This window comes from Streptomyces viridiviolaceus (assembly GCF_014650995.1).
Taxonomy (GTDB): domain Bacteria; phylum Actinomycetota; class Actinomycetes; order Streptomycetales; family Streptomycetaceae; genus Streptomyces; species Streptomyces viridiviolaceus.
Map to the genome: position 1 here is coordinate 103,738 of NZ_BMWA01000010.1, position 23,905 is coordinate 127,642.

Consider the following 23,905-nt stretch of genomic DNA (forward strand, 5'->3'; position numbering starts at 1 on the left):
GTCCGCTCGTGAGCCCCACGGTCAAGCTCGCCGTCATCTACTACTCGTCCACCGGCTTCAGCGCGGAGATCGCCAAGGAGATCTCCGACGCGGCGACCAAGGCGGGAGCGGAGGTACGTCTGCTGAAGGCCGCCGAGCTGGCGCCGGAAGCCGCCATCGCCTCCAACGAGGCATGGGCCGCGCACGCGGCCGCCAGCGCCGGCATCCCCGTCGCCACACCTGACGACGTGGAGTGGGCGGACGCCGTCATCTTCGGCACGCCCACGCGCTTCGGCAACGTCTCCTCCCAGCTCAAGCAGTTCCTTGACACGCTCGGCGGCCTCTGGGCGCAGGGCAAGCTGGCCAACAAGGTCTACAGCGGCTTCGTCACCACGGCGACCACCCACGGTGGCCAGGAGTCGACGCTGCTGGCGCTCTACAACTCGATCCACCACTTCGGCGGCCTGATCGTGTCGCCCGGTTACACCGACCCCGTCAAGTTCGTGGACGGCAACCCCTACGGCACGTCGCACGTGGACGGACAGGGCAACAACCCGATCGGTGACGAGACCCGCAACGCCGCGCGGCACCAGGCCGAGCGCGTGGTCCAGATCGCCGGCGCGCTGAAGGCGGGACTGGCAGCCGCCTGAGCTTCCCACAGGGAGGGACGTCGCGTGTCCGGGAGGGAGATCGATCTCCCTCCCGGACACGCGACGGCGCGTTCACGCCCGTGCGGCGGTTCCCCGCGCAGTCGTGTGACGGATGCGGCCGACGGACGGACGGCCGAGGCTGGAGAGGTACGGAATTCGTGGTGAAGGAGCGGGACATGTCCCAGGCAGACACCGGCGTGGAAGACGTCGACCTCCTCGTCGTCGGAGGCGGCAAGGGCGGCAAGACACTCGCCATGGACATCGCCCGCGGCGGTGGACGTGTGGCCATGGTGGAGCGCGGCATGATCGGCGGCACGTGCATCAACGTGGCGTGCATCCCGACCAAGACCCTGGTGACCAGCGCCAGGCTCCTCGACAGCCTGAGCCGGGCGGAGCAGGTCGGTGTCCGTGCCGAAAAGCCCGTGGCCGACCTCACTCTCCTGCGTGAGCACAAGGAGGGCGTGGTGGCCGGCATGGTCGACCTCAACCACCGTCAGTTCCTCGACAGGGGTATGGACTTCATCCTGGGGACCGCCCGCTTCACCGGTGAACGCACCGTGCGGGTCGAACTGAACGACGGCGGTACCCGAGTCCTGCGCGGCAAGGACGTGGTGATCAACACCGGCACCGTGCCCGGGATCCCCGACATCCCCGGCATCACCGAGGTCGAGCCCCTCACGAGCGAGACGCTGCTGCACCTGGACCGCATCGCCGAGCACCTGGTGGTGATCGGCGGCGGCTACGTCGGACTGGAGTTCGCCCAGATGTTCGCCACATTCGGGAGCCGGGTCACGGTGCTGCACCGCGGTGAGCGGGTGCTGCCCCGGGAGGACCCGGACGTCTCGGAGGCACTGACCGGGTTCCTCGCGGACGCCGGTGTGCGTCTCCACACGGGCGTCACCATCACCGAGGTCTCGCGCGGCCCGTCCGGAGTGACCGTGCGCCTGGGCGACGGAACGGAGGTGACCGGCACGGACGTGCTGGTGGCCGTCGGCCGGGAACCCGTCACGAAGAACCTGGACCTCGACGCGGCGGGCGTGCGGACGGACGACCGGGGCTTCGTGCGGGTCGACGACCGGCTGGCGACATCGGCCCCGCGTACCTGGGCGGTGGGCGACGTCGCAGGAAGTCCCCAGTTCACGCACGTCTCGCTCGACGACTACCGCATCGTCAAGGCGAACATCGCCGGCGGCGACCGTCGGACGACGGGACGGTTGGTGCCCTGGAACCTGTTCACCACGCCCGAGCTGGCCAGGGTCGGCATGACCGAGACCGAGGCCCGGGCCGCGGGCCACGACGTGCGGATCGCTCGCATGCCGGTCGCGGCCATTCCGCGGGCCCGCACGCTGCGGGACACCCGGGGCGTCTGGAAGGCCGTCGTCGACCGGGAAAGCGACCGGATCCTCGGCGTGGCCCTGCTCGGCCCGGACGCCTCGGAGGTGCTGACCGTCGTGCAGACCGCCATGCTGACGGGCGCCCCGTACACGCTGCTCAGGGACTCGATCATCGCCCACCCGACCATGGCGGAGGGCCTGAACATGCTCTTCAACGCCTGGACCGACTGATCCTGCGCGTGCCGGTGCCGTGAAGCAGCGGAGGGCCTGAACATGCTCTTCAACGCCTGGACCGACTGATCCTGCGCGTGCCGGTGCCGTGGAGCAGTCGTCTGACCGATGCGGTTCCGCGGGCCGGTGCGGGAGAGTTTTCGTGGCGGGGCCGGCAGGCGTGCCGGAGCCGCCGAGACATGCCACGTCGTCCAGGGAGCGAACCATGTCGGGAGCCGAAGCCGAGGCCGAGAAGCAGATACTCGGCCGCATCACCGAAATGATCAGCCAGGAGAGGGATTTGCGTGACCGCCTGGCGCAGCACGCCATCGACCGGTCGACCGAGCACGAGCGTCTGAACCGGCTGGAGACCGAACTCGACCAGTGCTGGGACCTGCTGCGGCAGCGGCGGGCCCTGATCACGGCAGGGCAGGATCCGGAAGAGGCACATGTGCGTCCGGCCTCGCAGGTGGAGCACTACCTCTCCTGAACCGACGGCCGCACTCCGGTGTCGACAGCGACCGGACGAATCGGAGAAGAGGGCGACACCCGGTGGTGGGGTGTCGCCCTCTCTCTGTGCTTCCACCGGCTGAACGATCTGGATGCCGGGAGCGGGCGAACACCCCCTGGCCCGCCCGTTCACGTCGTCTGCACCACCCGTCAGGGCAGGTCGAGCAGGGGAGCGTGATTGGCCTTGAACATGCGCTCCCCGGTCTTGCGGAGAGTGAAGTTGCGCAGCGGCGTGGGAAGATTGCGGGCCCTGTCGCGGCGGTGATTCTGGGACACGACCCAGGCGACCCGACCGGCGCGTCGAGACTGGAAGGCGGCGAGGGCGGCGGTGACGTCAGGCGCTGTTCCGAGGGCGTCGGCGAGGACCACGGCGTCCTCGAGGGCCATGGCGCCGCCCTGGGCCATGCTCGGAGAGAAGGCATGGGCGGCGTCACCGACGAGGGCCACGCCCGGGCGCGTCCATACCGTGTTCACGCTCTCGTGCAGTGCGGCGAAGTGCGCATCCGCGCCCTGTTCCAGCAGGCGCGGGACAGGGCCGCCGAAGTCCGCGAAGAGCGTGCGCCAGTCGCCGGCCGGAGCGGTGGGAACGCGGCTGTTGATGTCGGCATAGCAGTAGACGCGGCCGACGCCGAGCCGAACGGTCAGGAATGTCCGGCCCTTGGTGCCCAGGCGCGCGGTCCAGTCGGTGATGCCGGGCGCGGTGTCGTCGGCGATGAACCGCCAGCACAGCTGGCCCAGGAAGCGCGGCTCCGGGCCGCCGAACAGGCAGCGTCGCACGGCGGAGTTGATACCGTCCGCACCCACCACCAGGTCGTACGTTTCTGTGGCGCCGTCCGCGAAGGTCACGGTCGTGTCCTGGGCCACCTCGGTCACCGCGGTGTCGTAACGGACGACTGTGGCATCGACGGCTGTACGCAGCACCTCGTGCAGTTCGCCCCGGGTGATCGCCAGGCAGGGGCCGACATCACCCCAGATCCGCTCCACATCGAATTCGGCGAGCGGGCGCGCGCGGTGGTCGTGGAGCCGCTGCCGTGTCACGGGCTCCGCGAGCTTGGCCACAGCATCCCCCACACCGATGCTCCGGAGCGCGCGGACGGCATTCGCCGGAAGGTAGAGGCCGGCTCCCAGGGTGGCCTGCTCATCCTCGGCACGGCGCTCGACGACGTCCACCGGGAGCTCTCGGTCCATCAGAGCCTTGGCCAGTGCCAGACCGGATATGCCGGCTCCGACGATCAAAGTACGAGGCCTGTTCACAGCGGGATTCCTTTCCACAGGGAGGTGCAGGCGGCCGGAGCGCGTCGGCCGAGGGCCCGCCCCGTTCCGGCCGTGACAGGTGCGATGGCTCCGCGCGGTTTCACAACGTCGAAACCTGGAAGGGAAGCCGAGATGCCGATGGATTGATGAGCACACGGCCTACAAGGTGTCGACCACCCGCAGCGTCGCCATGTCACTGCCGTCGAACACCCAGTCCGGACGGCGCGGAGGCGCCTTGAGCCGTCCCATCACGTCCGCGGGGAAGCCGTCGAGAACGGACCGGGGCGGGAACACACAGCCCCACGTCACCCGGGCACCCGCACTGACGAAACTGTCGGCACCGATGCGACTGCGGGTGTCGACGAGGGCGCCCGCCTCCACCACGGTGCCGCGCTCGATGTGACAGCCGTTGAGGACCGCACCCGGTCCGATCACCACATCGTCCTCGATGACCAGTTCGCTGCCCGCCGCGGCATGCAGCACCGCGTTCACCGAGACGACGACTCCTCCACCGATGCGGACCCCGTTCTGCCGGTTTCCGACGGCCCGGGCTCCGGCACCGATGACCGTCCCCTCACCGACGACCACGTCACCGATCAGTTCCGCGCTCGGGAAGAGAAGAGCCGAGGGCGCCACCCGCGGGGAGGCGCCTCGGTGTGCGTAGAGCTGACCCATCGTGAGGTGCTCCCGGGAAGCGACGGCCGGATGCCAGGCATCGTAGGCGGTTCGTGCGTCGGACGAGCCCGACGGAGGCGAGAACCTGTGCGGACAGGCGGGATACGTGTCCTAACGGGCACTCCGGCAGGCGGTGGACGGTGCGGTGCACGACGGCGGATGCCCCGCAGCGCACGCTGCGGGGCATCCTGTGTGACACGTCCCTGCCGCTGATCTCACGGTGAGGTCAGCGGGTGGCCTTGTCGGCCTTCTCGATGAGGTTCGTCACCGCACCGGGTGCGTTCAGCATCACGTTGTGCGACCCGTCGACCTCCACGGTCTTCGCACCGGCGCGCTGGGCCATGAAGCGCTCCAGGTCGGCACCGATGGCGTGGTCCTGGCGGGCCACCAGGTACCAGGACGGCAGCTTCTTCCACGCCGGGTCCTTGGTCTCGCCGTTCAGGGCGGCGGCCGAGACCGGGCGCTGGGCCACCGCCAGCGACGCGGCGGTGGCGCGGGAGACCGTGTTGCTGAGGAAGGTGTCGCGGTACTTCGCCGGGTCGATCGTCAGCTCCACCCCGGTGGACCCGTCGGGGGCGGGGTAGGTGCTCGGCACCACGGGCAGCGGGGCGGTGGGGTGCTCCATCGGGTGCTCGGACAGCTTCGCGACGGTCTCCCCGGCGTCCGGGGCGTACGCGGCGATGTACACCAGGGCCTTGACGTCCGGGTCACTGGCCGCGGCGTTCGTGATGACGGCGCCACCGTAGGAGTGGCCGACCAGAATGATGGGCCCTTCGGTCTGGGCCAGGACGCTGGAGATGTAGGCGGCGTCACCGGGCAGGTCCCGCAGCGGGTTGGCCGGAGCCTTCACCGGGTACCCGTCGGCCTGGAGGCGCTTGACGACACCGTTCCAGCTGGAGGCGTCGGCGAAGGCGCCGTGGACCAGGACGACGGTGGGCTTCGGAGCCGACGTCCCGTGGGACTGGCTGGGCTCGGCACTCGCCAGCGGGGTGAACAGGGCGCCGCCGGCGAGACCGGCGGCCGCGAGGGTGGCCAGCGAGGCGGTGATGACTCGGCGAGAAGGCACGACAATCTCCAAGTGAGGTAAGGCGCAGGGACGGTGCCGTGGTGCGGCAGGCGTTCGTCACTGGCCGGTGATGGACCACCGCGGCCGGCTTTCGTACCGCCCGCGGCTTCCTTCTCAGAGTGCTCCGGGCGGACACCCTTCGGCTTCTGTTGTTTGACTGCTTCCACCCTCACCCGACGCTCTACGTCGTTCCCGGGCAGTGGGGCCGATGTGTCTACGGCCGCAGCACCGAGGGAAGCTGCCGGCGCGACTGCACCCCCACCTTGAGGAAGACCCGCGACAGATGACTGGCGACCGTGCGGTGCGTCAGACCGAGTTGCCAGCCGATCCGCTGGTTCGTCAGTCCTGCGGCGGCCAGCCGGGCCACCTCCGCCTCGCGAGGAGTGAGGCTGAACCGTTCCGCCCACGCCGGGTGACCGGACGCCGTGGTCTCGCCGGCGGCCAGCAGCTCCGACGCGGCACGCTGCGCCCAGGCGTCGGCTCCCAGGGCGCAGAACGAGTCGTGCGCCTGCTGGAGATGGGTACGGGCCTCCAGCACACGCCGTTGCCGGCGCAGCCACTCACCGAAGGCCAGATGAGTGCGCGCCCGCTCGTAGCGCATCGGTGCGCCGGCCGGTGCCAGCGCCGTGGTGAAGTGCCGCTCGGCCGCCTCACCGTCGCTCAGCATCGCGTACGAGCGCGCCACCAGATGCTGCAGCAGCGCCGATCCGGTGTGCCGGCCCACGCGCTCGACCCGTTCCACACCGGCCCTGACCTCGTCCCCTCGGCCGGAGGCCACGGCCGCGGCCACAAGGTCCCCCACTGCCCAGCCGGCGACGATGGGGTCCCAGGCGTCCCCGTCCGTCCTCGACAGCAGGGACAGCTCCTCGAAAGCCTCTTCCGGACGACCGTGGGTGAGGGACATGAGACCACGGGACCAGCGGGTCCGGGCCCAGGCAGCCAGGACGCCCAGCCGCTGGGTGGTCTCGCCCGCTCGCAGGGCGGCGCGGGTGTGCAGGTTGAGGCAGTAGGCGCAGGCGTTGAGCTGGGACACGCGCAGGTTGACCAGTTCCACGAGCGTCCGGTCGAGCCCGGCAGCGGCCGCCGCGTCCTTCGCGGCCTGCGCTGTCGAGGCGAGCGCGCGGTAGGCGTCGGGGTGCTGCTTGTCGATGAAGACCCGGTTGCCGGGTCTCACCGCCGCCGTCTCCGGCATGTCGTCTCCTTCATCGAGCGATCATTCGCCGCCCGCCCTATCATCGACGCATAATTGTTGAAACTCAAACATTCTTTGGTGAGAGGGCTGGAAGCGTGAGCAACACCGAAACACAGCCTGCCGAGCTGAGATGCGGCGGACCGGCCGGCGACGGGGCGTCCCCGGCCGTCGAGGTCCTCACCGCCCGGCAGGTCCCGCTCGGCGGCCCTCGGGCCATGCCGGTGCGGCGGACCCTGCCCCAGCGCGCCCGCACACTGATCGGAGCCTGGTGCTTCGCCGACCACTACGGCCCCGACGGCGTCTCCGCGACGGGCGGAATGGACGTCGCACCGCACCCGCACACAGGTCTGCAGACGGTCAGCTGGCTGTTCAGCGGGGAGATCGAACACCGCGACAGCCTCGGCAGTCACGCCTTTGTCAGGCCTGGTGAACTCAACCTCATGACGGGCGGGTTCGGGATCAGCCACACGGAGGTGTCCACCTCGCGAACGACGATTCTGCACGGCGTCCAGTTGTGGGTGGCACTGCCCGACGAACACCGCGACGCCGCCAGGGACTTCCAGCACTACGTACCCGACCCGGTGCGGCTCGATGGCGGCACCGCCCGTGTCTTCCTCGGCACGCTCGCCGGCGACACCTCCCCGGTGCACACCTTCACGCCCCTCCTCGGTGCGGAACTGTCCGTGGAGCCGGGCGCCACGGTGACGCTCGGCGTCGACCCGGAGTTCGAGCACGGCCTCCTGGTGGACGCCGGTGACGTCCTCCTGAACGGCACGGCCCTGAAGCCGGCCGAACTCGGCTACGCCGCCCCCGGATGCGCCGAGCTCACCGTCGCCAACGAGGGACCCGGCACCGCACGGCTGGTACTGCTGGGCGGGCCCCCCTTCGGCGAGGAGATCGTCATGTGGTGGAACTTCATCGGCCGCACCCACGACGACATCGTCCGGGCCCGCGAGGCCTGGGAGAACGCCTCCGACCGCTTCGGCCGGGTCCAGGGATATCCCGGAGACCGCCTTCCCGCCCCAGCACTCCCCAACGCCACCCTCACCCCGCGCAGGAACCCTGCCCCCGCCACGAAGGACGCACGATGACAGAGCAGGCACCCTCCACCGTCCCCACTGTCCGCCACGTGCCGGACCGGTTCCGCTACGAGATAGAGGTCGACGGCCGGACCGCCGGTTTCACGGCCTACCGGGACCGCGGGGAACAGCAGCGGGTCTTCTACCACACCAAGGTCTACGAGGCGTTCGCCGGCCGGGGACTGGCGTCCCGACTCGTCCGCGAGGCCCTCGGCGACGTGCGGGCGACGGGCAGGCGAGTCGTTCCCGTCTGCCCGTACGTCAAGGCGTTCCTCGAGAAGCACGAGGAGTTCGCGGACATCGCCGACCCCGTGACACCGGATGTGGTGCGGTGGATCGAGGCGGAGCTGAGGTGACGCACCGCCCGAGGAGGGTCGGGTGACCGAGCGCAGTCGCCGCTCGGCGGTGTGCCAGGAGGCGTACCGCCGGACAGCGTCGCGTCCACCGGGAGAGGAGCCGAACCGGGCCCGTCCCTGACGATCCGGATCAGCGGCCCGCGCTCTGGCCACCGTCGACGTGCAGGATCTCGCCCGTCACGAAGCCGGCCGACTCCAGGTAGAGCACGGCGTCCACGATGTCGCTCGTCTCTCCCATGCGACCGACCGGGTGCAGTCCCGCGAGCGTCTCGTGGGCCTCGGCCGGGTGCAGCGGCGTCTTGATGATGCCGGGCGACACCGCGTTCACCCGCACTCCCTTGGACGCGTACTCGATGGCGAGGGACCGGGTGGCCGCGTTGAGGCCGCCCTTGGTCAGCGACGCCAGGACGGAGGGGACCTCCGCCATGGGGTGGTCGACCAGGGTGGTGGTGATGGTGACGATGTGACCGCTGCCCTGCTTGGCCATCGCCTCGGCGGCGGCCTGGGAGACGTGGAAGAACCCGTGCAGGTTCACTCCCAGCATCGTCGCGAAGTCCTCGGCGGTGTACTCCGTGAACGGCTTGGCGATGAACACACCGGCGTTGTTGACCAGGGTGTCGACGCGGCCGAACCGCTCGAGCGCCTCGGCGACGACCCGGGCCGCGGTCGTCGGATCGGCGATGTCACCCGCCACCGTCACCAGGTCGGGGTCCTCCGACGGCTTGATCGACCGCGAGGTCCCGACCACCCGGAAGCCCTTCTCCCGGTAGCCCTTCACCAGCTCGGCGCCGATGCCCTGCGACGCACCGGTGACGATGGCGACCTTCTGATCGTTGCTCATGACTGCTCCTGTCGGTTCCTGGCGGTGCCGCCCCCGACCGGTCGTCGGGGGCGGCGTCTGCTGACACGGCAAGAGTCGTCGATCGCGGGTGCCGGGGAATCCGTCAAATGACCCACGGGGCGACTGCGGCGTTCACCGCCGCACGATGAAGCCTCCCGTCAGCGGTCCGTTCCCGACGGGGTAGGTCCCCGCCGTCTCGCGGCGGACGGTGATCCTCACCCGCGCCTCCTCGCCGGGACGGACCGCTGCTGCCCGGCCTCGCCCGCCACAAGCCGGACGGCGGAGTACGTGCCCTTCGCCTCGCCCACGTTCTTCACCCCCGTCTCCTGCGCTCACACCGATGTCCGGATGCGCGCCCTCCGCATCAGTCGGCGCGACAGTCTTCTGACTGATGCGCACGACGGGCGGGCGACCGAGGCTGAAACGGTCGGACCCATCGTGAGGGAGAGGGACATGGCACAGGCGGACACTTCTGTCGAAGAGGTGGACCTTGCGGACCGGTGCGTTGCCGGTGCCATCCTCCTGCGAGAACGCACGGAGGGCGTCGTCGCAGGAGGGGCCAAGCCCGGTACTCGGCACTTACTCGGCGATGAAAGCATCGGCACGACCGGTCACCAGCTCGTGCGCCCGCGCCTCGCCGCCGTTCCCTCGGCTCGCGAGGGTGCGGCTCAGCAGCAGCTTCCGCTCACCGTCATGGTCAAGGCGGACGACGCCATCACCGCCGAGGGGGCCGAGGCGTACCTCAGGGCGTCGGAAGCGGTGCGGGTGGCGCGCTGGGGAGATTGGCGGAGCGCCGACATGGCACTGGTGCTGGACCGGGTGGCGACGGAGCGGACCGTCGACTGGCTCGAACCACTTCACCGGGAGACCGACGGGGAAGGCCCGCCGGCCCTCCTGATCATCGACGAGATCAGCGAACGGCTGCTGCTGAAGGCCGTGCGTTTCGGGGTGGTCGGCGTGCTCCCGCGTGCCGAGGTCCGGTACGAGACCGTACTGCGGGCGGCCCGGGAGGGCCTGTCGGGGGAGTCGCCCATGCCTCCTCGCCTGGTCCGCTCCCTCGTCCGGGAGCTGCGTGCCCGGGGGACCTCAGGACAGAGGCGGGACGGCGACCTGTCACCGAGGGAGGTGGATGTTCTCCGTCTCCTGGCCGAAGGGCTGAGCACACTGGAGGTCGCGGATCGCCTCAGCTATTCCGAGCGCACCATCAAGAGCGTCCTCCACGAGGTCGTCACGCGGCTGAAGCTGCGCAACCGCACCCACGCAGTGGCATACGCAATCCGCAAGGGGCTCCTCTGACAGCCTCACCCGGCAGCGACCTGTCCATTTCCGGGCGGGGTGACGGCCTGCCCCGATCTCCGGGTCGCCGGAGCGGAAGCTGCGCCTCAGACCGCGGCGAGTTCCGCCCAGCGGGTGACCCCGCCGGAATGGACCCGGATGCCGTGACGCGTGGCCAGGGCGTGGACGATCGCCTCGCCCCTGCCGTGCTCGTCCGGGTCGATCCCGTCGAGCGGCTGGCCCGCCGGACGTGCGGGTCCCGCGTCGGTGACCTCGACCCTCAGGACCCCGTCGCCGTCGTCGGGCACCCACGACAGCCGCAGCTCGGCCGGGGGCAGACCGTGAATGATCGCGTTGGTGACCAGCTCCGACACCATGAGCATCGCATCCTCGACGATTCCCGGACACACCCTCCAGTCCGCGAGGACCTCTGCCGCGCATCGGCGTACGGCCGAAACCGCGCCGGCGACGGGCGGCACCGGACACACGTATTCGCATGCCGCCCGTATCAGCGTGTTGAGCTGTGCCGCCATGTTCTCTCCCGATGGTCCGTGCTGCCGGCCGGGCGCTCTCGGCGCCTGCCGGACTCCAAAGCAAGCTATGGAGACAAATCGGGCGGGTCAATGAACCGCGGTCGGCATTACCGAACGACCCCGTCCGCGAAGGTCATCCGCCCGCGGGGCGAAGCGTCCGCGGCGGTAATAGGCTCGCCTCATGGCCGGCCCAGTCCAGTCGATCGAACGGGCGGCGGCGATTCTGCGCCTGCTGGCCGGTGGGCCACGCCGACTCGGGCTCGGCGAGGTGGCGGCGTCGCTCGGCCTGGCCAAGGGCACCGCCCACGGCATCCTGCGCACGCTGCAGCACGTGGACTTCGTGGAACAGGACGCGGAGACCGGAAAGTACCAGCTCGGAGCCGCCCTGTTGCACCTGGGCACCAGCTATCTGGACGTCAACGAGCTGCGCTCGCGCTCCCTGAACTGGGCCGACGCGCTGGCCGCGCGCAGCGGTGAGGCGGTGCGCCTGGGGACTCCGCTGGAGGGCCAGGTACTCATCGTCCACCACGTGTTCCGACCGGACGACACCTTCCAGACGCTGGACGTGGGATCGCTGCTGCCGCTGCACGCCTCCTCGCTCGGCAAGGTGCTGCTGGCCTTCGGGACCGCGGACCCTGACCCGGAGCCGGGACTGGCGGCGTACACCCGGCACACCCTGATCGATCCCGAGCGGCTCGCCCGGGCGCTCACCGAGGTCAGGGAAGTCGGCTGGGCCGCCGAGATCCAGGAGATGAGCATGGGTGAGGCCGGGCTCGCCGCGCCGATCCGGGGGCACGGCGGCCTCGTCGTCGGCGCCATCGGGCTCTCCGGACCGGTCGAGCGGATCTGCGACAGCCAGGGCCGGCCCCGCCCGCAGCTGATCAGCCTGATCCGGGAGGCCGCCCGGGCGATCTCCAGAGACCTGGGAGCCGCCCGCTGGTAGGCCAGGACAGCCGCCCCTCGACCCGTCGGAAGGCAGAGCCGATCATGGCTGAACGGTACGTAATGTCCATCGATCAGGGCACCAACTCGACCCGCTGCATCCTGTTCGACCTCCGTGGGCGGCTGGTCTCGGTCGCGCAGAAGGAGCACAAGCAGCACTTCCCCCGGCCGGGGTGGGTCGAACACGACGCCGTCGAGATCTGGCAGAACCTGCGGCGCGTCGTGCCCGAGGCCCTGTCCGACGCCGGTGTGGACCACGGGCAGGTGGCCGCCGTCGGCCTCGCCAACCAGCGCGAGACGACGGTGCTGTGGGACCGGCGGACCGGCGCCCCGCTGGGCCGGGCGATCGTCTGGCAGGACACCCGCACGGCACCGCTCGTGGAGGAGCTGCGAGAGCGCCCCGGAGAGGAGTTCTTCCTGGAGCGGTGCGCCCTGCCGCCGTCGACCTACTTCTCGGCGCTGCGCATCCGGTGGCTGTTCGACCACGTCAAGGGCATCGAGCAGCGCGCCAAGGACGGCGAGGTGTTGTTCGGGACGATGGAGAGCTGGCTGATCTGGAACCTCACCGGGGGCGCCGACGGCGGCCTGCACATCACCGACGCCACCAACGCCAGCCGCACGATGCTGATGAACATCCGCACCCTCACCTGGGACGAAGAGCTGCTGGCCTTCTTCGGGGTGCCCCGCTCGATGCTGCCCGAGATCAGATCGTCCGCGGAGACGTACGGCGACGCCCGCGCGCTGCTGCCGGGCGTCTCCATCACGGCCGCGCTCGGCGACCAGCAGGCCGCCCTCTTCGGTCAGACCTGTTTCTCCCCGGGCGAGGCCAAGTGCACCTACGGAACGGGCAGCTTCCTGCTGCTCAACACCGGTCTCGACCTCGTACGGTCCCGGCACGGACTCCTGACGACGGTCGCGTACCAGATCGGGGACCAGGCGCCGGTGTACGCGCTGGAGGGGTCGATCGCCGTCACCGGCGCCCTCGTCCAGTGGTTCCGGGACCGCCTGGGCCTGATCAGCAGCGCCCCGGAGATCGAGACCCTCGCGCGGACGGTCGAGGACAACGGCGGCTGCTACATCGTGCCCGCCTTCTCGGGCCTGTTCGCGCCCCGCTGGCGCAGCGACGCGCGCGGGGTCATCGTCGGCCTCACCTCCTACATCACCAAGGGCCACCTGGCGCGTGCCGTCCTGGAGGCCACCGGCTGGCAGACCCGGGAGGTGGTCGACGCCATGAACGCCGACTCCTCCGTCCCCCTCCAGCAGCTCAAGGTGGACGGGGGCATGACCGCGGACAACCTGCTCATGCAGTTCGTGGCCGACGTGCTCGACGTGCCCGTGGTGCGGCCCATGGTCGCCGAGACGGTCTCCCTCGGGGCCGCCTACGCCGCGGGGCTGGCCGCCGGCTACTGGCCCGGCCTGGAGGTGCTGCGCCGCAACTGGCACCGGGCCGCCCAGTGGATGCCCGCGATGGATCCCGCACGGCGCGAGGCGGAGTACGAGAACTGGCAGCGGGCCGTCGAACGGTCCCTGGGCTGGGTCGGACCACCACGAGCCCCCTGACACGGCCCCGCCGTACCGTCTCCCCGCGGAGCGCTACCTCCGATCCATGACTCGGCCTTCAGCCGCACCGCGGCCCGGCGGGCTCGTGGCCATCTCGTCCCAGGTGGCGCGCGGGGCGTGGTGCCCTCGGCCCGGCCCGCTCCCGCTCGGCGCAGGTGTGCAGGACCAGCATCCGGACCGTCCGACCGCGGTCAATCGGGTCACCGCGACCGCTTGACCGGCTCAGGGCGTGAGGCCCTCGCCGTCGAGCGGTGCCGCCGTCGCCCGGAGCGCGGCCGGGTGCCCGAACAGGCCGGGCAGCCCGCCCGTGTGCAGGAACACCGTTCGCCGCCCGGGCACGACGTCTCCGTCCCGTACGGCGGCGATCAGGCCGGCCATGGCCCGACCGGTGTACACGGGGTCCAGCACAATGCCCTCCGTACGGGCCGCGCGCGCCAGGGCGTCCATGACCGGGGCGGTCAGGGCGCCGTAGCCGGGACCGACCTGGTCGGTGCGTACCCGCAGCGAGCCGGACGGCACGGGGCCGCCTCCCATCCCGGTGAACAGCGCGGAGACCACCGCGACGGGGTCGTCCACGGCGCCGCAGTGCACGCCGAGGACCCGCTCGGGACCGAGTGCGTGGACGAGCCCGGCCATGGTGCCGCCGGAACCCAGGGCCACCACGACCGTGTCGAGATCAGGTGCCTGGGTGAGCAGTTCGCGTCCGCACGCGTCATAGCCGAGCGCCCCCACCGCACTGGAACCGCCGAACGGGAGCAGCGCCGGCCGCGCGCCCCGGTCGCGCAAGGCCGCGGCCACATCCTCGGCCGCCGCTGCGAGCGCGGGCCCGTCCACGTCGCCGGCCCAGACGACCGTCGCGCCGAACAGCGCGTCCAGGACGAGATTGCCCCGAGCCTCGGACCCGGCGGTGCCCGCGAGCACCAGGACCGTCTCCAGGCCGAGGCGGGCACCCGCGGCGGCGGTCAGCCGGGCGTGGTTGCTCTGCGGCGCGCCGGTCGTCACCAGGTGGGTCGCGCCGTCCGCGAGGGCCGCCCCGCACAGCCACTCGAGTTTCCTGGTCTTGTTGCCGCCGCCGCCCATTCCGGTGAGGTCGTCGCGTTTGATCCACAGGTCCTCGGCATCGAGACCGAGCGCGCGGGCCAGCCGGGGGAGCGGCTCCAGCGGGGTGGGCCAGGTGCTGAGCGAGATGGGCTGGGGGACTTCTCTTCCTGAGGACATGAGTTCATGATCTCTCGGCTGGACCACCCGGGTCACCGGCCGTGCCGTCCGGGCGCCCGGTGGGGACCCCGCACTCAGGTTCACGCCCCCGCCCACGGACCCCCGGCCACAGCCGGTCACCCCTCGAACGGCTCACTGGGTCGCGCCGGAGCGGGCGAGAGTGTGTGAGCGGTGTGACCGTGGTGGAAGGGATGGGCGCACACGGACGCAAGGAGGCGCGATGTCGCAGGGACTGGTCGAGGGCGACGCGGCGTGCGCTGCCCCGGGCGTGGGCACGGACCCGTCCCGGTGCGTCTTCGGGCAGCTCAGCGCCGTCGCCGACGCCGTCCTCTACGAGGGCTACCTCCTGTACCCCTACCGGCGGTCCTCGGCCAAGAACCGCGTCCGGTGGCAGTTCGGGGTGCTGTTCCCCCGGGAGTGGGTGGAGTCGGACGGCCCGGTCGTCCCCGGTGTGTCCGGCTCCGCCGACTCCTGGTACCAGCAGACCGAGTGCCTGCTGCGGATCCGGCGGCCCGGCGCCTCCGTCCGGCTGAGGCTGCGCTATCTGCAGATGCAGCGCAAGCAGGTGGAGGAAACCGGCCGAGACGGTGGCCACCGCGCCGTCGAATCGCTGCGGACCGACGGCGGCACGGACCACCTGACCTTCGACGAGGCAGTACCGCGCGAAGCCGATGCCGTGGTCCCGCTGGACGACCTGCTGCACGGTGAGCGCACCGTCACGGTGGAAGCGGCCGCCGATGAGGACATCGACGTACTGCCGGCACACGCCGGGCGGGTGGTGCGGCGCCGCGAGGAGGTACGGGCGAGCGTCACGCTGACGGCCGAGCGGCTCTCGGACGACGTCCGCCGGCTCCGGGTGCGCACCGTGAACACCGGACGTGCCCCGAGGACCCGGGCCGCTCGCGACGAGGCGCTGCGGCGGGCGCTCATCGCCGCCCACACCCTCATCGCCGGCGACGGCGTGGAGTTCGTCTCGCTGATCGACCCACCGGCGGACCTGCGCGACCACGCACGTGCGTGCCGGAACGAGTTCACCTTCCCCGTCCTCGGCGGCGAGCCCCCCACCGGACACGTCCTGCTCTCCTCACCGATCATCCTGCCCGACCACCCCCAGGTGGCCCCGGAGAGCCCGGGCGACCTGCACGACGCGGCGGAGATCGACGAGATCCTCACGCTGCGCACGATGCTGCTGACCGACGAGGAGAAGCGCGAGGCGCGCGCCACCGACCCGCGGGCCGCCGCGATCCTCGACCGGGTCGACACCATGCCCCCGGAGGTCTTCGCACGGCTGCACGGCGCCGTCCGCTCCCTGGCACCGGTCACCGCCCCGGCTGACCCGGTCACCCCCTCGGCAACCCCGTTCACCGAACGCCCCGCCTGGTGGCAGGAGGGCGCCGACGACGGACTGTCCCCGTCCACCGACACGGTGCTCGTCGACGGCGTCCACGTCGGCGGCGGCAGCCGCGTACGGCTCCGCCCGCGGGGACGGGGCGCCGACGCCCAGGACATGTTCCTGGCCGGACGCACCGCCGAGGTGGCCGCCGTCTTCCACGACGTGGACGGCAGCGTGCACCTCGCCGTCACCCTCGACGACGATCCCGCCTCCGAACTGCACACCTGGTACGGCCGCTTCCACTACTTCCGGCCGGACGAGCTCGAACCACTGGAGCCCGCCGCGTCCTCTCACGAGCCGCGGAAACCGGCACCCGCCGCAGCAAGGGCGCGGCACACGAACAACTCCGAGACCCCCTGCAGCGGAGGCCAGTGACATGACGACCCGGAGCAGTACCACCGAAGTCAGCGAAGAACCCAGCCGAGCCGAGGACCGCGAGGGCTTCGACGAGATCCACATCCTCTGGATCTCCGAGGGCATGAGCTGCGACGGCGACACCGTCTCACTGACCGCCGCCGGCCAGCCCTCCATCGAGGACCTGGTGCTCGGGCTCATCCCCGGCCTGCCGAAGGTGAACCTCGTCAACAAGGTGCTGTCCCCGAGCCTGGGCGGCGAGGACTTCCTCGCCCCCTACCGGGCGGCGGTACGCGGCGAGCTGGCCCCGTTCATCCTCGTCATCGAGGGCTCGATCCCCAACCAGAACATCATCGAGGGCGACGGCTACTGGACGTCCTTCGGCAACGACCCGGAGACCGGTGAGCCGCAGACCCTCAACTGGTGGATCGACCAACTGGCCCCCAGGGCCTGGGCGGTGGTGGCCGCCGGTACGTGCGCCACCTTCGGCGGCATCCACGCCATGTCCGGCAACCCGACCGGCTGCATGGGCCTGGCCGACTACCTGGGCTGGGACTTCACCTCGCAGGGCGGGCTGCCCGTGGTGAACGTGCCCGGCTGCCCGATCCAGCCCGAGAACTTCATGGAGACCCTGATCTGGGTCCTCTACCATGCGGCCGGTTCCGCGCCCCCGCCCCCGCTGGACCACATGCTGCGCCCGCAGTGGCTGTTCGGCAAGACGGTGCACGAGGGCTGCGACCGCGGCGCGTACTACGAGCAGGCCGGCTTCGCCAAGGACTACAACTCGCCCAAGTGCCTGGTGAAAACGGGCTGCTGGGGTCCCGTCGTCAACTGCAACGTGCCCAAGCGCGGCTGGATGGCCGGCATTGGCGGTTGCCCGAACGTCGGCGGCATCTGCATCGGCTGCACGATGCCCGGCTTCCCCGACGCGTTCATGCCGTTCATGGACGAGCCCCCGGGCGGAACGCTGTCGTCGCTGGCCATCAAGCCGTACGGGGCCGTCATCCGCCGGCTGCGCGGCATGACGAACGAGCTGGTCAACCACGAGCCCAAGTGGCGTCACAACAAGCGGAAGCTGACCAGCGGCTACAACCCGCGCTGGCGGCCCTGACGCCGAGCGGACCGCGTCCCACCACCACCCACCCACACAGCGCCGACAGCGAGGGGCAGTACCACAGATGACCACCACCGAGGCCCGGCCCACGGAGCGCAAGCCGCCACAGCTCGTGGACATGTCCTGGGATCCGATCACGCGGATCATCGGGAACCTGGGCATCTACACGAAGATCGACTTCGCCAACCGGGAAGTCGTGGAATGCCACAGCACCTCGTCGCTGTTCCGCGGCTACTCGGTGTTCATGAAGGGCAAGGATCCCCGCGACGCGGGCTTCATCACGTCCCGGATCTGCGGCATCTGCGGCGACAACCACACCACCTGCTCCGACTACGCCCAGCAGATGGCCTACGGCGTCAAGCCGCCCCCGCTGGCCGACTACATCGTCAACCTCGGCGAAGCGGCCGAGTACATGTTCGACCACACGATCTTCCAGGACAACCTGGTCTTCGTGGACTTCTGCGAGGCGATGGTCAAGGCCACCAACCCCGGTGTACTGGCCCGCGCCGAACGCACCGAGTCCCCCCGCGGCGAGATCCACGGCTACCGGACGATCGCCGACATCATGCGGGCGTTCAACCCCTTCGAGGGCGCGGTGTACAAGGAAGCCCTCAAGATGAGCCGGGTCACCCGCGAGATGTTCTGTCTCATGGAAGGGCGGCACGTCCACCCGTCCACGCTGTACCCCGGTGGCGTCGGCACGATGCCGCAGCCGACCGCCTTCACCGACTACCTCAGCCGGCTCATGCGGGTCATCGACTTCGTCAAGAAGGCCGTCGCCATGAACGACGACGTCTTCGACTTCTTCTACGAGGCGCTGCCCGGCTACGAGGAGGTCGGCCGCCGCCGCGTCCTGCTGGGCTGCTGGGGGGCCTTCCAGGACCCCCGGACCGTCGACTACCGGTACGAGACGATGAACACCTGGGGCAAGCAGATGTACGTCACCCCGGGCGTCATCGTCGACGGCGAGCTGATCACCAACAACCTCGTCGACATCAACCTGGGCCTGCGGATCCTGCTCGGCAGCTCGTACTACGAGGACTGGACGGGCGAACAGCCCTTCGTCACCCACGACCCGCTCGGCAACCCCGTCGACATGCGCCACCCGTGGAACCAGACCACCGTCCCGGTCCCGCAGAAGCGCGACTTCGACGGCAAGTACAGCTGGGTGATGAGCCCGCGCTGGTACGACAAGGCCAGCGGCCAGCACCTCGCCCTCGACACCGGCGGCGGCCCGCTCGCCCGGCTGTGGTCGACGGCGCTGAGCGGCCTGGTCGACACCCCCTACGTGAAGGCCACGGGCACCAGTGTGCGCATCTCGCTGCCCAAGGGCGAGAAGCTGCCGGAGACGACCCTGGAATGGCGCATCCCGCAGTGGAGCAACACCATCGAACGCGACCGCGCCCGGCCGTACTTCGTCGCCTACGCGGCCGCCATGGCCCTCCAGTTCCTGGAAGAGGCCATGGGGATGGTGCGTGCGGGCGAGACCAAGGTCTTCGAGAACTACGAGGTGCCCGACGAGGCGATCGGCTGCGGCTTCCACGAGGCCGTGCGCGGTGTCCTCTCCCACCACCTGGTGATCAAGGACAAGAAGATCGCCAACTACCACCCGTACCCGCCCACCCCGTGGAACGCCAGCCCCCGCGACATCTACGGCACCCCCGGCCCGTACGAGGACGCCGTCCAGGGGCAGCCCGTCTTCGAGGAGAACGGGCCCGACGACTTCAAGGGCGTCGACATCATGCGTACCGTGCGCAGCTTCGACCCGTGCCTGCCGTGCGGCGTGCACATGTACGTCGGCAAGGGCAGGACGCTGACCACGCTGCACTCGCCGACGTACGGGGCGAACCATGGCTGAGGCCGGTGCCGCACGGCTCGCGGACCCGGACGTCGAGGCCCGGCTCGCCCGGCTCGACGACCTGCTGGAAGGACTCCAGTCGGCACCCGGCCCGGCCACGCGCTCCGCGACCGAGGCGGTACGGCTGCTGACCGAGGTCTACGGCGAGGCGCTGGCCCGCGTCCTGGACCACGCGGACGCACCTCTGGCCGAACGCCTCGCCGACGACGAGCTGCTGGGGCACCTGCTGGTGCTGCACGACATCCATCCCGAGCCCCCCGAACGCCGGGCGGCCCGCGCGGTGGAGCGGCTGCGGCCCGCCGTGCGGGAACGGGGCGGCGACGTCGAGTGGGCAGGGGTGGAGGGGGGCGTGGCCCGAGTGCGGCTCACGTCGGCCGGCGGCTGTGGATCGGGGTGCGGCGGGGGAGGCGGCGAGGTCACCACCGCCGTCCGCGAAGCGGTGCTCGCCGTGGCTCCCGAGCTGACGGCCGTGGAGCCGCTGCCGGACACGCCCGCCCCCGCGTTCGTACCGCTGACCACGCTCACGCACCGGGGCGCCCGGTGACCACGGACGGAGCGCTGGCCCGCCTCATCCGCTCCTCGGCCGACCGCACGGCGGCTGTCGATGCGGAGACGTGCGACCTGTGTGCCGCGCCGGTCGCCGACGAGCACGCCCACCTGTACGACACCGGGCCGGAGCAGGTGCGCTGCGTCTGCGGCCCCTGCTCGGTGCTGTTCGCCGAGGCCGGGGCGGGCGACGGGCACTACCGGCCGGTGCCCCGGCGCCGGGTGCGGCTGCCCCGCGTCGACACGGCGCTGCTGGGCGTGCCGGTCGGCCTGGTCTTCTTCGTGCCGCGGGCCGACGGCACGGTCACCGCGCAGGGCCCGAGCCCGGCAGGGGCCATGCGGTGGGAGGTGGCTGCGGCCGCCTGGCAGCGGCTGACCGGCGTGTGTCCGCAGCTCGCCACCGTGGAACCCGACGTGGAGGCGTTGCTGGTGAACACTGTCCACGGCCTCGACCACCACTGGATCGTGCCGATCGACGACTGCTACCGGATGGTCGCCGTCGTACGCCGGGAGTGGCGCGGTCTGTCGGGCGGAGGCCGGGTCTGGCCGTCCGTCGAGCAGTTCTTCGAGGACCTCACCGAGCGGCCATGAGCACGCACTCCGCAGGGCGGAGGCGAGGAAGGAGCACACCCCATGGGCAGCATCAGAGTGGGCCGGGCCCAGGCGAAACCCGACACGCCCCGGCACGTCGCCGGCATGCACCAGGGCAACAGGGGACGCTACGAGGACCAGACCGGGCACCACGAGGACGGCACCGCCGACGCGCGCCGCTCCACCGGGATCCACTGGAAGCGGCATGACGCCCTCGCGGAGACCATGCCGAACATCTCACCGGGATGAGACACAGCAGGGAGAAGTCGCCGCAATGAAGAAGCACATGCGAGCACGAAGGCCGGCTGCCGTCGGCAGACGGGGCGGGACGAGCGGAAGGCGGGTCCTCAAGGCCGAGGCCGCCGTGATCGGCGGTCTGGCCGTGGCGTTGCTCCTGTGGGAGCTGCCCAGCCTGAGGCGGGAGGCGCGGATCTGGCGGATGGCCGGCGGCTTCCGCGCGGGCCACCGCTATCCGTGAGCCGGCCGTGCACGAACTGTCGATCGCTGCCGCGATCATCGAGCGGGCCGACGAGCTGGCCCGGGCGGACGGGACGGACGCCGTCTCGGCGGTCACCGTCCGGGTCGGCGAGCTGGCGGGCGTCGTCCCCGACGCCCTGAGCTTCGCCTTCGAGGTGGCCCGCGACGGCACCGCCCTCGCCGGGGCCCGGCTCGTGGTCGAGCAGGTCCCCGCGCAGGCCTGGTGCGGCCCGTGTGCCGAGGGGTTCCCCGTGGGCATGCCCCCCTTCTTCTGGTGCCCGCGCTGCGACCGGCCCTCCACCGACCTGCGCAGCGGCCGGGAGCTGGAGATCGCCGGCATCGAGCCGTCACCGGCCTCCGCATAGCCCGAGGGGCCCCGGCCGGCATGCCGGCCGGGGCCCCTCACGTCCCGGTCAGCAGATACGCGGCAGCTGCTCGCCGAGCGGCAGATCCACCACCCGGGTGCCGCCGAGGCCGGTGGCGACCACGACCATGCCCGGATGCTCGGCGACGCACTCGCCGATCACCGCGGCCCCCGTGCCCTGGGGGTGGGCACGCATCGCGGCCAGCACCTCCTCCGCCGCCGCCGGGGGCACGAAGGCGACCAGCCGGCCCTCATTGGCGACGTAAAGGGGGTCGAGCCCGAGGAAACCGCAGGCGTTCGCCACCGCGTCCGGCACCGGAATGGCCCGCTCCTGAAGCCGGACCCCGGTCCCGGAGGCCCGGGCGATCTCGTGGAGGGACGCCCCGAGGCCGCCCCTGGTGGGGTCGCGCAGCACATGGATGTCGGGCGTGACGGCCAGCATCGCCGCCACCAGATCCGCGAGCGGCGCGGTGTCGCTGGCGACCTCCACCCCGAACTCCAGCCCCTCCCGGACGCTCATGATCGCCACCCCGTGCAGGCCGATCGGCCCGCTGACGACCACCACGTCCCCCGGCCGCGCACGCTGGGGCCGGATGTCCACCCCGTCCGGGACGAGCCCCACACCGGCGGTGGTGACGTACACACCGTCGCCGTGCCCGGCCTCCACCACCTTGGTGTCACCCGTGACGACGGTGACCCCGGCAGCCTCGGCCGCCGTTCCCATGGAGCGTGCGATCCGTTCGACGACCGTCAGCTCCACGCCCTCCTCCAGGATGAAGGCGGCGGAGAGATACGCGGGCCGGGCACCGCTCATCGCCAGGTCGTTGACGGTGCCGTTGACCGCGAGGTCACCCAGGCAGCCGCCGGGGAAGAACAGCGGCCTGACCACGTAGGAGTCGGTGGAGAAGGCCAGCCGCGCGCCGCCCAGTCCGAGGACGGCGGAGTCGGCGAGCGAGGCCAGGGTGGCGTTGCCGTAGGCGGGGACGAAGACCTGCTCCATCAGCTCCGCCGACAGCGCACCCCCTCCGCCGTGCCCCATCACCACGACCGGCTGGGCGCGCAGCGGGGCGGGACAGGTCCAGCCGGCCGGGTCGACCACATCGACATGTTCAGGCAACGGGGTTCATCTCCTCCCGCGCGGCCCGGGCGGCCTGCGGCGTCGGGGTGTCGTTCATCCGGCGGTACAGGTAGTAGGCCGCGCAGGCGCCCTCGCTGGAGACCATGGTGGCGCCGAGCGGGGTGCGCGGGGTGCAGGTCGTGCCGAAAGCGGCGCACTCCGTCGGCTTGATCAGCCCCTGGAGCACCTCGCCGCTGCGGCACTCGGCCGGCTCCTCGGTACGGATCCCGGTGACGTCGAAGCGGTGCTCGGCGTCGTACGCGCGGAAGGCGTCGGTCAGGCGCCAGCCACTGGACGGGATGCGCCCGATGCCACGCCAGTTCCGGTCGGTGACCTCGAACACCTCCTCGATCATGCGGACGGCGGCCGGATTGCCGTTCTCGCGCACGGCACGCGCGTAGGCGTTCTCCACCCGGTGCTCGCCGCGTTCCAGCTGGCGGACCGCGCGGCGGATGCCCTCCAGGATGTCCAGCGGTTCGAAGCCGGTCACCACGATCGGAACGCCGTGCCGCTCGGCGAGCTCCGGGTACTCGGCCGTGCCCATCACGCTGCACACGTGCCCGGCGGCCAGGAAGCCCTGCACCCGGCAGGCGGGCGCCGTCATGATGGCCTCGATGGCCGGGGGAACCCGCACGTGGGACACCAGGAGGCTGAAGTTGGTCAGGCCGAGGCGGCGCGCCTGGTGCACGGCCATCGCGTTGGCGGGGGCCGTGGTCTCGAAGCCGATGGCGAAGAAGACCACGTCCCGGTCCGGGTTGCGGCGGGCCAGCTCCAGGGCGTCGAGCGGCGAGTAGACCACCCGTACGTCGCCGCCCTCGCCCTTGACCCGGAACAGATCCCGGTCGGTGCCGGGCACACGGAGCATGTCACCGAAGGAGCAGAAGATCACCCCGGGGCGGGCGGCGATCTCCAGGGCCTTGTCGATGACGTCCAGGGGCGTGACACACACGGGGCAGCCGGGCCCGTGGATCAACTCCACCTCGTCGGGCAGCAGTTGGTCGATGCCGTGCCTGATGATCGAATGGGTCTGCCCGCCGCACACCTCCATCAGGGCCCATGGCCGGGTGGCGGTGGCGCGGATCTCGTCCAGGAGCCGCCGGGCCAGAGAGGGGTCGTTGAACTCGTCGATGTACTTCACGGGGTTCCCGCCTCCTTCGCCGCCTGCGCCCAGGCGTCGCCGAACTCCTCCTCCAGCAGGCCCAGTTCCTCGAAGAGCTTGAGGGAGGCCAGGGCCGACTCCTCGTCCAGGCGCTGGAGCGCGAACCCGACGTGGACGATGACGTACTCACCCACCCGCACGTCGGGCACGTACTCCAGACACGCCTGCTTCTGCACACCGCCGAAGTCGATCAGTCCGGTGAGCGGGTCGGTGCTGTCGTCGATGGCGACGACCTTGCCGGGCACTGCCAAACACATG

26 protein-coding genes are annotated in these 23,905 nt (G+C 71.1%); 16 read left to right on the forward strand and 10 right to left on the reverse strand.

Annotated elements, in window-relative coordinates; all coding sequences use genetic code 11:
* Positions 1 to 8: 8 nt before the first annotated feature.
* The 3 genes from wrbA (at position 9) to IE260_RS16115 (ending at position 2,663) form a co-directional block, all read left to right on the forward strand.
* The gene (wrbA, locus tag IE260_RS16105; RefSeq protein ID WP_189872338.1) at positions 9 to 629 is read left to right on the forward strand and encodes an NAD(P)H:quinone oxidoreductase; all 621 of its coding nucleotides are present in this window, start codon (positions 9 to 11) and stop codon (positions 627 to 629) included.
* A gap of 176 nt (positions 630 to 805) precedes the next feature.
* Entirely contained in the window at positions 806 to 2,194 is a 1,389-nt protein-coding gene (locus tag IE260_RS16110) for a dihydrolipoyl dehydrogenase family protein (protein WP_189872340.1), read from the forward strand.
* Between the two features lie 205 nt (positions 2,195 to 2,399).
* A complete protein-coding gene (locus IE260_RS16115) occupies positions 2,400 to 2,663 on the forward strand; it encodes a DUF2630 family protein (protein ID WP_189872342.1) in 264 nt (87 codons plus the stop codon).
* Between the two features lie 170 nt (positions 2,664 to 2,833).
* On the opposite strand, the gene IE260_RS16120 is transcribed toward IE260_RS16115, so the two are convergent.
* The 4 genes from IE260_RS16120 to IE260_RS16135 all read right to left on the reverse strand — a co-directional run bounded on the left by IE260_RS16120 (position 2,834) and on the right by IE260_RS16135 (position 6,870).
* A complete protein-coding gene (locus IE260_RS16120) occupies positions 2,834 to 3,937 on the reverse strand; it encodes an FAD-dependent monooxygenase (RefSeq protein ID WP_189872345.1) in 1,104 nt (367 codons plus the stop codon).
* A gap of 159 nt (positions 3,938 to 4,096) precedes the next feature.
* On the reverse strand, positions 4,097 to 4,612 hold the full coding sequence (locus tag IE260_RS16125; protein ID WP_189872348.1) for a gamma carbonic anhydrase family protein: 516 nt from the start codon (positions 4,610 to 4,612) through the stop codon (positions 4,097 to 4,099).
* A gap of 226 nt (positions 4,613 to 4,838) precedes the next feature.
* Positions 4,839 to 5,678, reverse strand: a complete 840-nt coding sequence (locus tag IE260_RS16130) for an alpha/beta fold hydrolase (RefSeq protein WP_229880799.1) — start codon at positions 5,676 to 5,678, stop codon at positions 4,839 to 4,841.
* Positions 5,679 to 5,892: 214 nt separating this feature from the next.
* Entirely contained in the window at positions 5,893 to 6,870 is a 978-nt protein-coding gene (locus tag IE260_RS16135) for a carboxymuconolactone decarboxylase family protein (protein ID WP_189872351.1), read from the reverse strand.
* A 95-nt stretch (positions 6,871 to 6,965) separates the two neighbouring features.
* Here IE260_RS16135 and IE260_RS16140 point away from each other — a divergent pair, with 95 nt between their 5' ends.
* The gene (locus tag IE260_RS16140; RefSeq protein WP_189872353.1) at positions 6,966 to 7,961 is read left to right on the forward strand and encodes a pirin family protein; all 996 of its coding nucleotides are present in this window, start codon (positions 6,966 to 6,968) and stop codon (positions 7,959 to 7,961) included.
* The gene (locus IE260_RS16145) at positions 7,958 to 8,305 is read left to right on the forward strand and encodes a GNAT family N-acetyltransferase (protein WP_189872356.1); all 348 of its coding nucleotides are present in this window, start codon (positions 7,958 to 7,960) and stop codon (positions 8,303 to 8,305) included. The genes IE260_RS16140 and IE260_RS16145 overlap by 4 nt, the downstream gene beginning before the upstream one ends.
* 130 nt (positions 8,306 to 8,435) lie before the next feature.
* Here the strand turns inward: IE260_RS16145 and IE260_RS16150 are convergent, their stop codons facing one another.
* A complete protein-coding gene (locus tag IE260_RS16150) occupies positions 8,436 to 9,146 on the reverse strand; it encodes an SDR family NAD(P)-dependent oxidoreductase (protein ID WP_189872359.1) in 711 nt (236 codons plus the stop codon).
* A gap of 453 nt (positions 9,147 to 9,599) precedes the next feature.
* Here IE260_RS16150 and IE260_RS16155 point away from each other — a divergent pair, with 453 nt between their 5' ends.
* The gene (locus IE260_RS16155) at positions 9,600 to 10,442 is read left to right on the forward strand and encodes a helix-turn-helix transcriptional regulator (RefSeq protein WP_189872362.1); all 843 of its coding nucleotides are present in this window, start codon (positions 9,600 to 9,602) and stop codon (positions 10,440 to 10,442) included.
* 86 nt (positions 10,443 to 10,528) lie between these two features.
* Here IE260_RS16155 and IE260_RS16160 read toward each other — a convergent pair whose 3' ends face one another.
* Positions 10,529 to 10,954, reverse strand: coding sequence for an ATP-binding protein (locus IE260_RS16160; RefSeq protein WP_189872364.1), 426 nt, complete (start codon positions 10,952 to 10,954; stop codon positions 10,529 to 10,531).
* A 181-nt stretch (positions 10,955 to 11,135) separates the two neighbouring features.
* Between IE260_RS16160 and IE260_RS16165 the strand changes: the two genes are divergently transcribed.
* Positions 11,136 to 11,897, forward strand: a complete 762-nt coding sequence (locus IE260_RS16165; protein ID WP_189872367.1) for an IclR family transcriptional regulator — start codon at positions 11,136 to 11,138, stop codon at positions 11,895 to 11,897.
* Positions 11,898 to 11,941: 44 nt separating this feature from the next.
* Positions 11,942 to 13,456: a glycerol kinase GlpK gene (gene glpK, locus IE260_RS16170; RefSeq protein ID WP_189872369.1), complete on the forward strand. Its 1,515-nt coding sequence runs from the start codon at positions 11,942 to 11,944 to the stop codon at positions 13,454 to 13,456.
* 222 nt (positions 13,457 to 13,678) lie between these two features.
* Here the strand turns inward: glpK and IE260_RS16175 are convergent, their stop codons facing one another.
* Positions 13,679 to 14,674, reverse strand: a complete 996-nt coding sequence (locus IE260_RS16175) for a D-cysteine desulfhydrase family protein (RefSeq protein ID WP_189872372.1) — start codon at positions 14,672 to 14,674, stop codon at positions 13,679 to 13,681.
* Positions 14,675 to 14,894: 220 nt separating this feature from the next.
* Here IE260_RS16175 and IE260_RS16180 point away from each other — a divergent pair, with 220 nt between their 5' ends.
* The 8 genes from IE260_RS16180 to hypA all read left to right on the forward strand — a co-directional run bounded on the left by IE260_RS16180 (position 14,895) and on the right by hypA (position 21,372).
* Positions 14,895 to 16,442, forward strand: coding sequence for a hypothetical protein (locus tag IE260_RS16180; protein WP_189872374.1), 1,548 nt, complete (start codon positions 14,895 to 14,897; stop codon positions 16,440 to 16,442).
* A 1-nt stretch (position 16,443) separates the two neighbouring features.
* Entirely contained in the window at positions 16,444 to 17,532 is a 1,089-nt protein-coding gene (locus tag IE260_RS16185) for an NADH-quinone oxidoreductase subunit B family protein (RefSeq protein WP_189872380.1), read from the forward strand.
* A gap of 67 nt (positions 17,533 to 17,599) precedes the next feature.
* Positions 17,600 to 19,393, forward strand: coding sequence for a nickel-dependent hydrogenase large subunit (locus IE260_RS16190; RefSeq protein ID WP_189872383.1), 1,794 nt, complete (start codon positions 17,600 to 17,602; stop codon positions 19,391 to 19,393).
* Positions 19,386 to 19,937, forward strand: coding sequence for a NifU-related iron-sulfur-binding protein (locus IE260_RS16195; RefSeq protein WP_189872386.1), 552 nt, complete (start codon positions 19,386 to 19,388; stop codon positions 19,935 to 19,937). The genes IE260_RS16190 and IE260_RS16195 overlap by 8 nt, the downstream gene beginning before the upstream one ends.
* Entirely contained in the window at positions 19,934 to 20,530 is a 597-nt protein-coding gene (locus IE260_RS16200) for a DUF5947 family protein (protein WP_189872388.1), read from the forward strand. Before IE260_RS16195 ends, IE260_RS16200 begins: the two co-directional genes overlap by 4 nt.
* Positions 20,531 to 20,572: 42 nt before the next feature.
* The gene (locus tag IE260_RS16205; RefSeq protein ID WP_189872391.1) at positions 20,573 to 20,779 is read left to right on the forward strand and encodes a hypothetical protein; all 207 of its coding nucleotides are present in this window, start codon (positions 20,573 to 20,575) and stop codon (positions 20,777 to 20,779) included.
* A gap of 37 nt (positions 20,780 to 20,816) precedes the next feature.
* Positions 20,817 to 21,008 (forward strand): hypothetical protein, encoded by a 192-nt coding sequence (locus IE260_RS16210; RefSeq protein WP_189872393.1) that lies wholly within the window; start codon positions 20,817 to 20,819, stop codon positions 21,006 to 21,008.
* 7 nt (positions 21,009 to 21,015) lie between these two features.
* A complete protein-coding gene (hypA, locus tag IE260_RS16215; protein WP_189872395.1) occupies positions 21,016 to 21,372 on the forward strand; it encodes a hydrogenase maturation nickel metallochaperone HypA in 357 nt (118 codons plus the stop codon).
* A 48-nt stretch (positions 21,373 to 21,420) separates the two neighbouring features.
* Here hypA and hypE read toward each other — a convergent pair whose 3' ends face one another.
* Genes hypE through IE260_RS16230 form a run of 3 tightly spaced genes read right to left on the reverse strand, consistent with a single transcriptional unit; the run spans position 21,421 to position 23,904 of the window.
* Entirely contained in the window at positions 21,421 to 22,488 is a 1,068-nt protein-coding gene (hypE, locus tag IE260_RS16220) for a hydrogenase expression/formation protein HypE (RefSeq protein ID WP_189872397.1), read from the reverse strand.
* Positions 22,481 to 23,626: a hydrogenase formation protein HypD gene (hypD, locus tag IE260_RS16225; RefSeq protein ID WP_189872398.1), complete on the reverse strand. Its 1,146-nt coding sequence runs from the start codon at positions 23,624 to 23,626 to the stop codon at positions 22,481 to 22,483. The genes hypE and hypD overlap by 8 nt, the downstream gene beginning before the upstream one ends.
* Entirely contained in the window at positions 23,623 to 23,904 is a 282-nt protein-coding gene (locus tag IE260_RS16230; RefSeq protein WP_189872400.1) for a HypC/HybG/HupF family hydrogenase formation chaperone, read from the reverse strand. Before IE260_RS16230 ends, hypD begins: the two co-directional genes overlap by 4 nt.
* Position 23,905: the final 1 nt, after the last annotated feature.

What these genes read in the sequence shown, in the direction of transcription:
- IE260_RS16110 (WP_189872340.1), top strand. Translation starts at nt 806, where the DNA reads ATGTCCCAGGCAGACACCGGCGTGGAAGACGTCGACCTCCTCGTCGTC.
- IE260_RS16115 (WP_189872342.1), top strand. Translation starts at nt 2,400, where the DNA reads ATGTCGGGAGCCGAAGCCGAGGCCGAGAAGCAGATACTCGGCCGCATC.
- IE260_RS16125 (WP_189872348.1), bottom strand. Translation starts at nt 4,612, where the DNA reads ATGGGTCAGCTCTACGCACACCGAGGCGCCTCCCCGCGGGTGGCGCCC.
- IE260_RS16135 (WP_189872351.1), bottom strand. Translation starts at nt 6,870, where the DNA reads ATGCCGGAGACGGCGGCGGTGAGACCCGGCAACCGGGTCTTCATCGAC.
- IE260_RS16145 (WP_189872356.1), top strand. Translation starts at nt 7,958, where the DNA reads ATGACAGAGCAGGCACCCTCCACCGTCCCCACTGTCCGCCACGTGCCG.
- IE260_RS16150 (WP_189872359.1), bottom strand. Translation starts at nt 9,146, where the DNA reads ATGAGCAACGATCAGAAGGTCGCCATCGTCACCGGTGCGTCGCAGGGC.
- IE260_RS16155 (WP_189872362.1), top strand. Translation starts at nt 9,600, where the DNA reads ATGGCACAGGCGGACACTTCTGTCGAAGAGGTGGACCTTGCGGACCGG.
- IE260_RS16160 (WP_189872364.1), bottom strand. Translation starts at nt 10,954, where the DNA reads ATGGCGGCACAGCTCAACACGCTGATACGGGCGGCATGCGAATACGTG.
- IE260_RS16165 (WP_189872367.1), top strand. Translation starts at nt 11,136, where the DNA reads ATGGCCGGCCCAGTCCAGTCGATCGAACGGGCGGCGGCGATTCTGCGC.
- glpK (WP_189872369.1), top strand. Translation starts at nt 11,942, where the DNA reads ATGGCTGAACGGTACGTAATGTCCATCGATCAGGGCACCAACTCGACC.
- IE260_RS16175 (WP_189872372.1), bottom strand. Translation starts at nt 14,674, where the DNA reads ATGTCCTCAGGAAGAGAAGTCCCCCAGCCCATCTCGCTCAGCACCTGG.
- IE260_RS16180 (WP_189872374.1), top strand. Translation starts at nt 14,895, where the DNA reads ATGTCGCAGGGACTGGTCGAGGGCGACGCGGCGTGCGCTGCCCCGGGC.
- IE260_RS16185 (WP_189872380.1), top strand. Translation starts at nt 16,444, where the DNA reads ATGACGACCCGGAGCAGTACCACCGAAGTCAGCGAAGAACCCAGCCGA.
- IE260_RS16190 (WP_189872383.1), top strand. Translation starts at nt 17,600, where the DNA reads ATGACCACCACCGAGGCCCGGCCCACGGAGCGCAAGCCGCCACAGCTC.
- IE260_RS16195 (WP_189872386.1), top strand. Translation starts at nt 19,386, where the DNA reads ATGGCTGAGGCCGGTGCCGCACGGCTCGCGGACCCGGACGTCGAGGCC.
- IE260_RS16205 (WP_189872391.1), top strand. Translation starts at nt 20,573, where the DNA reads ATGGGCAGCATCAGAGTGGGCCGGGCCCAGGCGAAACCCGACACGCCC.
- IE260_RS16210 (WP_189872393.1), top strand. Translation starts at nt 20,817, where the DNA reads ATGCGAGCACGAAGGCCGGCTGCCGTCGGCAGACGGGGCGGGACGAGC.
- IE260_RS16230 (WP_189872400.1), bottom strand. Translation starts at nt 23,904, where the DNA reads ATGTGTTTGGCAGTGCCCGGCAAGGTCGTCGCCATCGACGACAGCACC.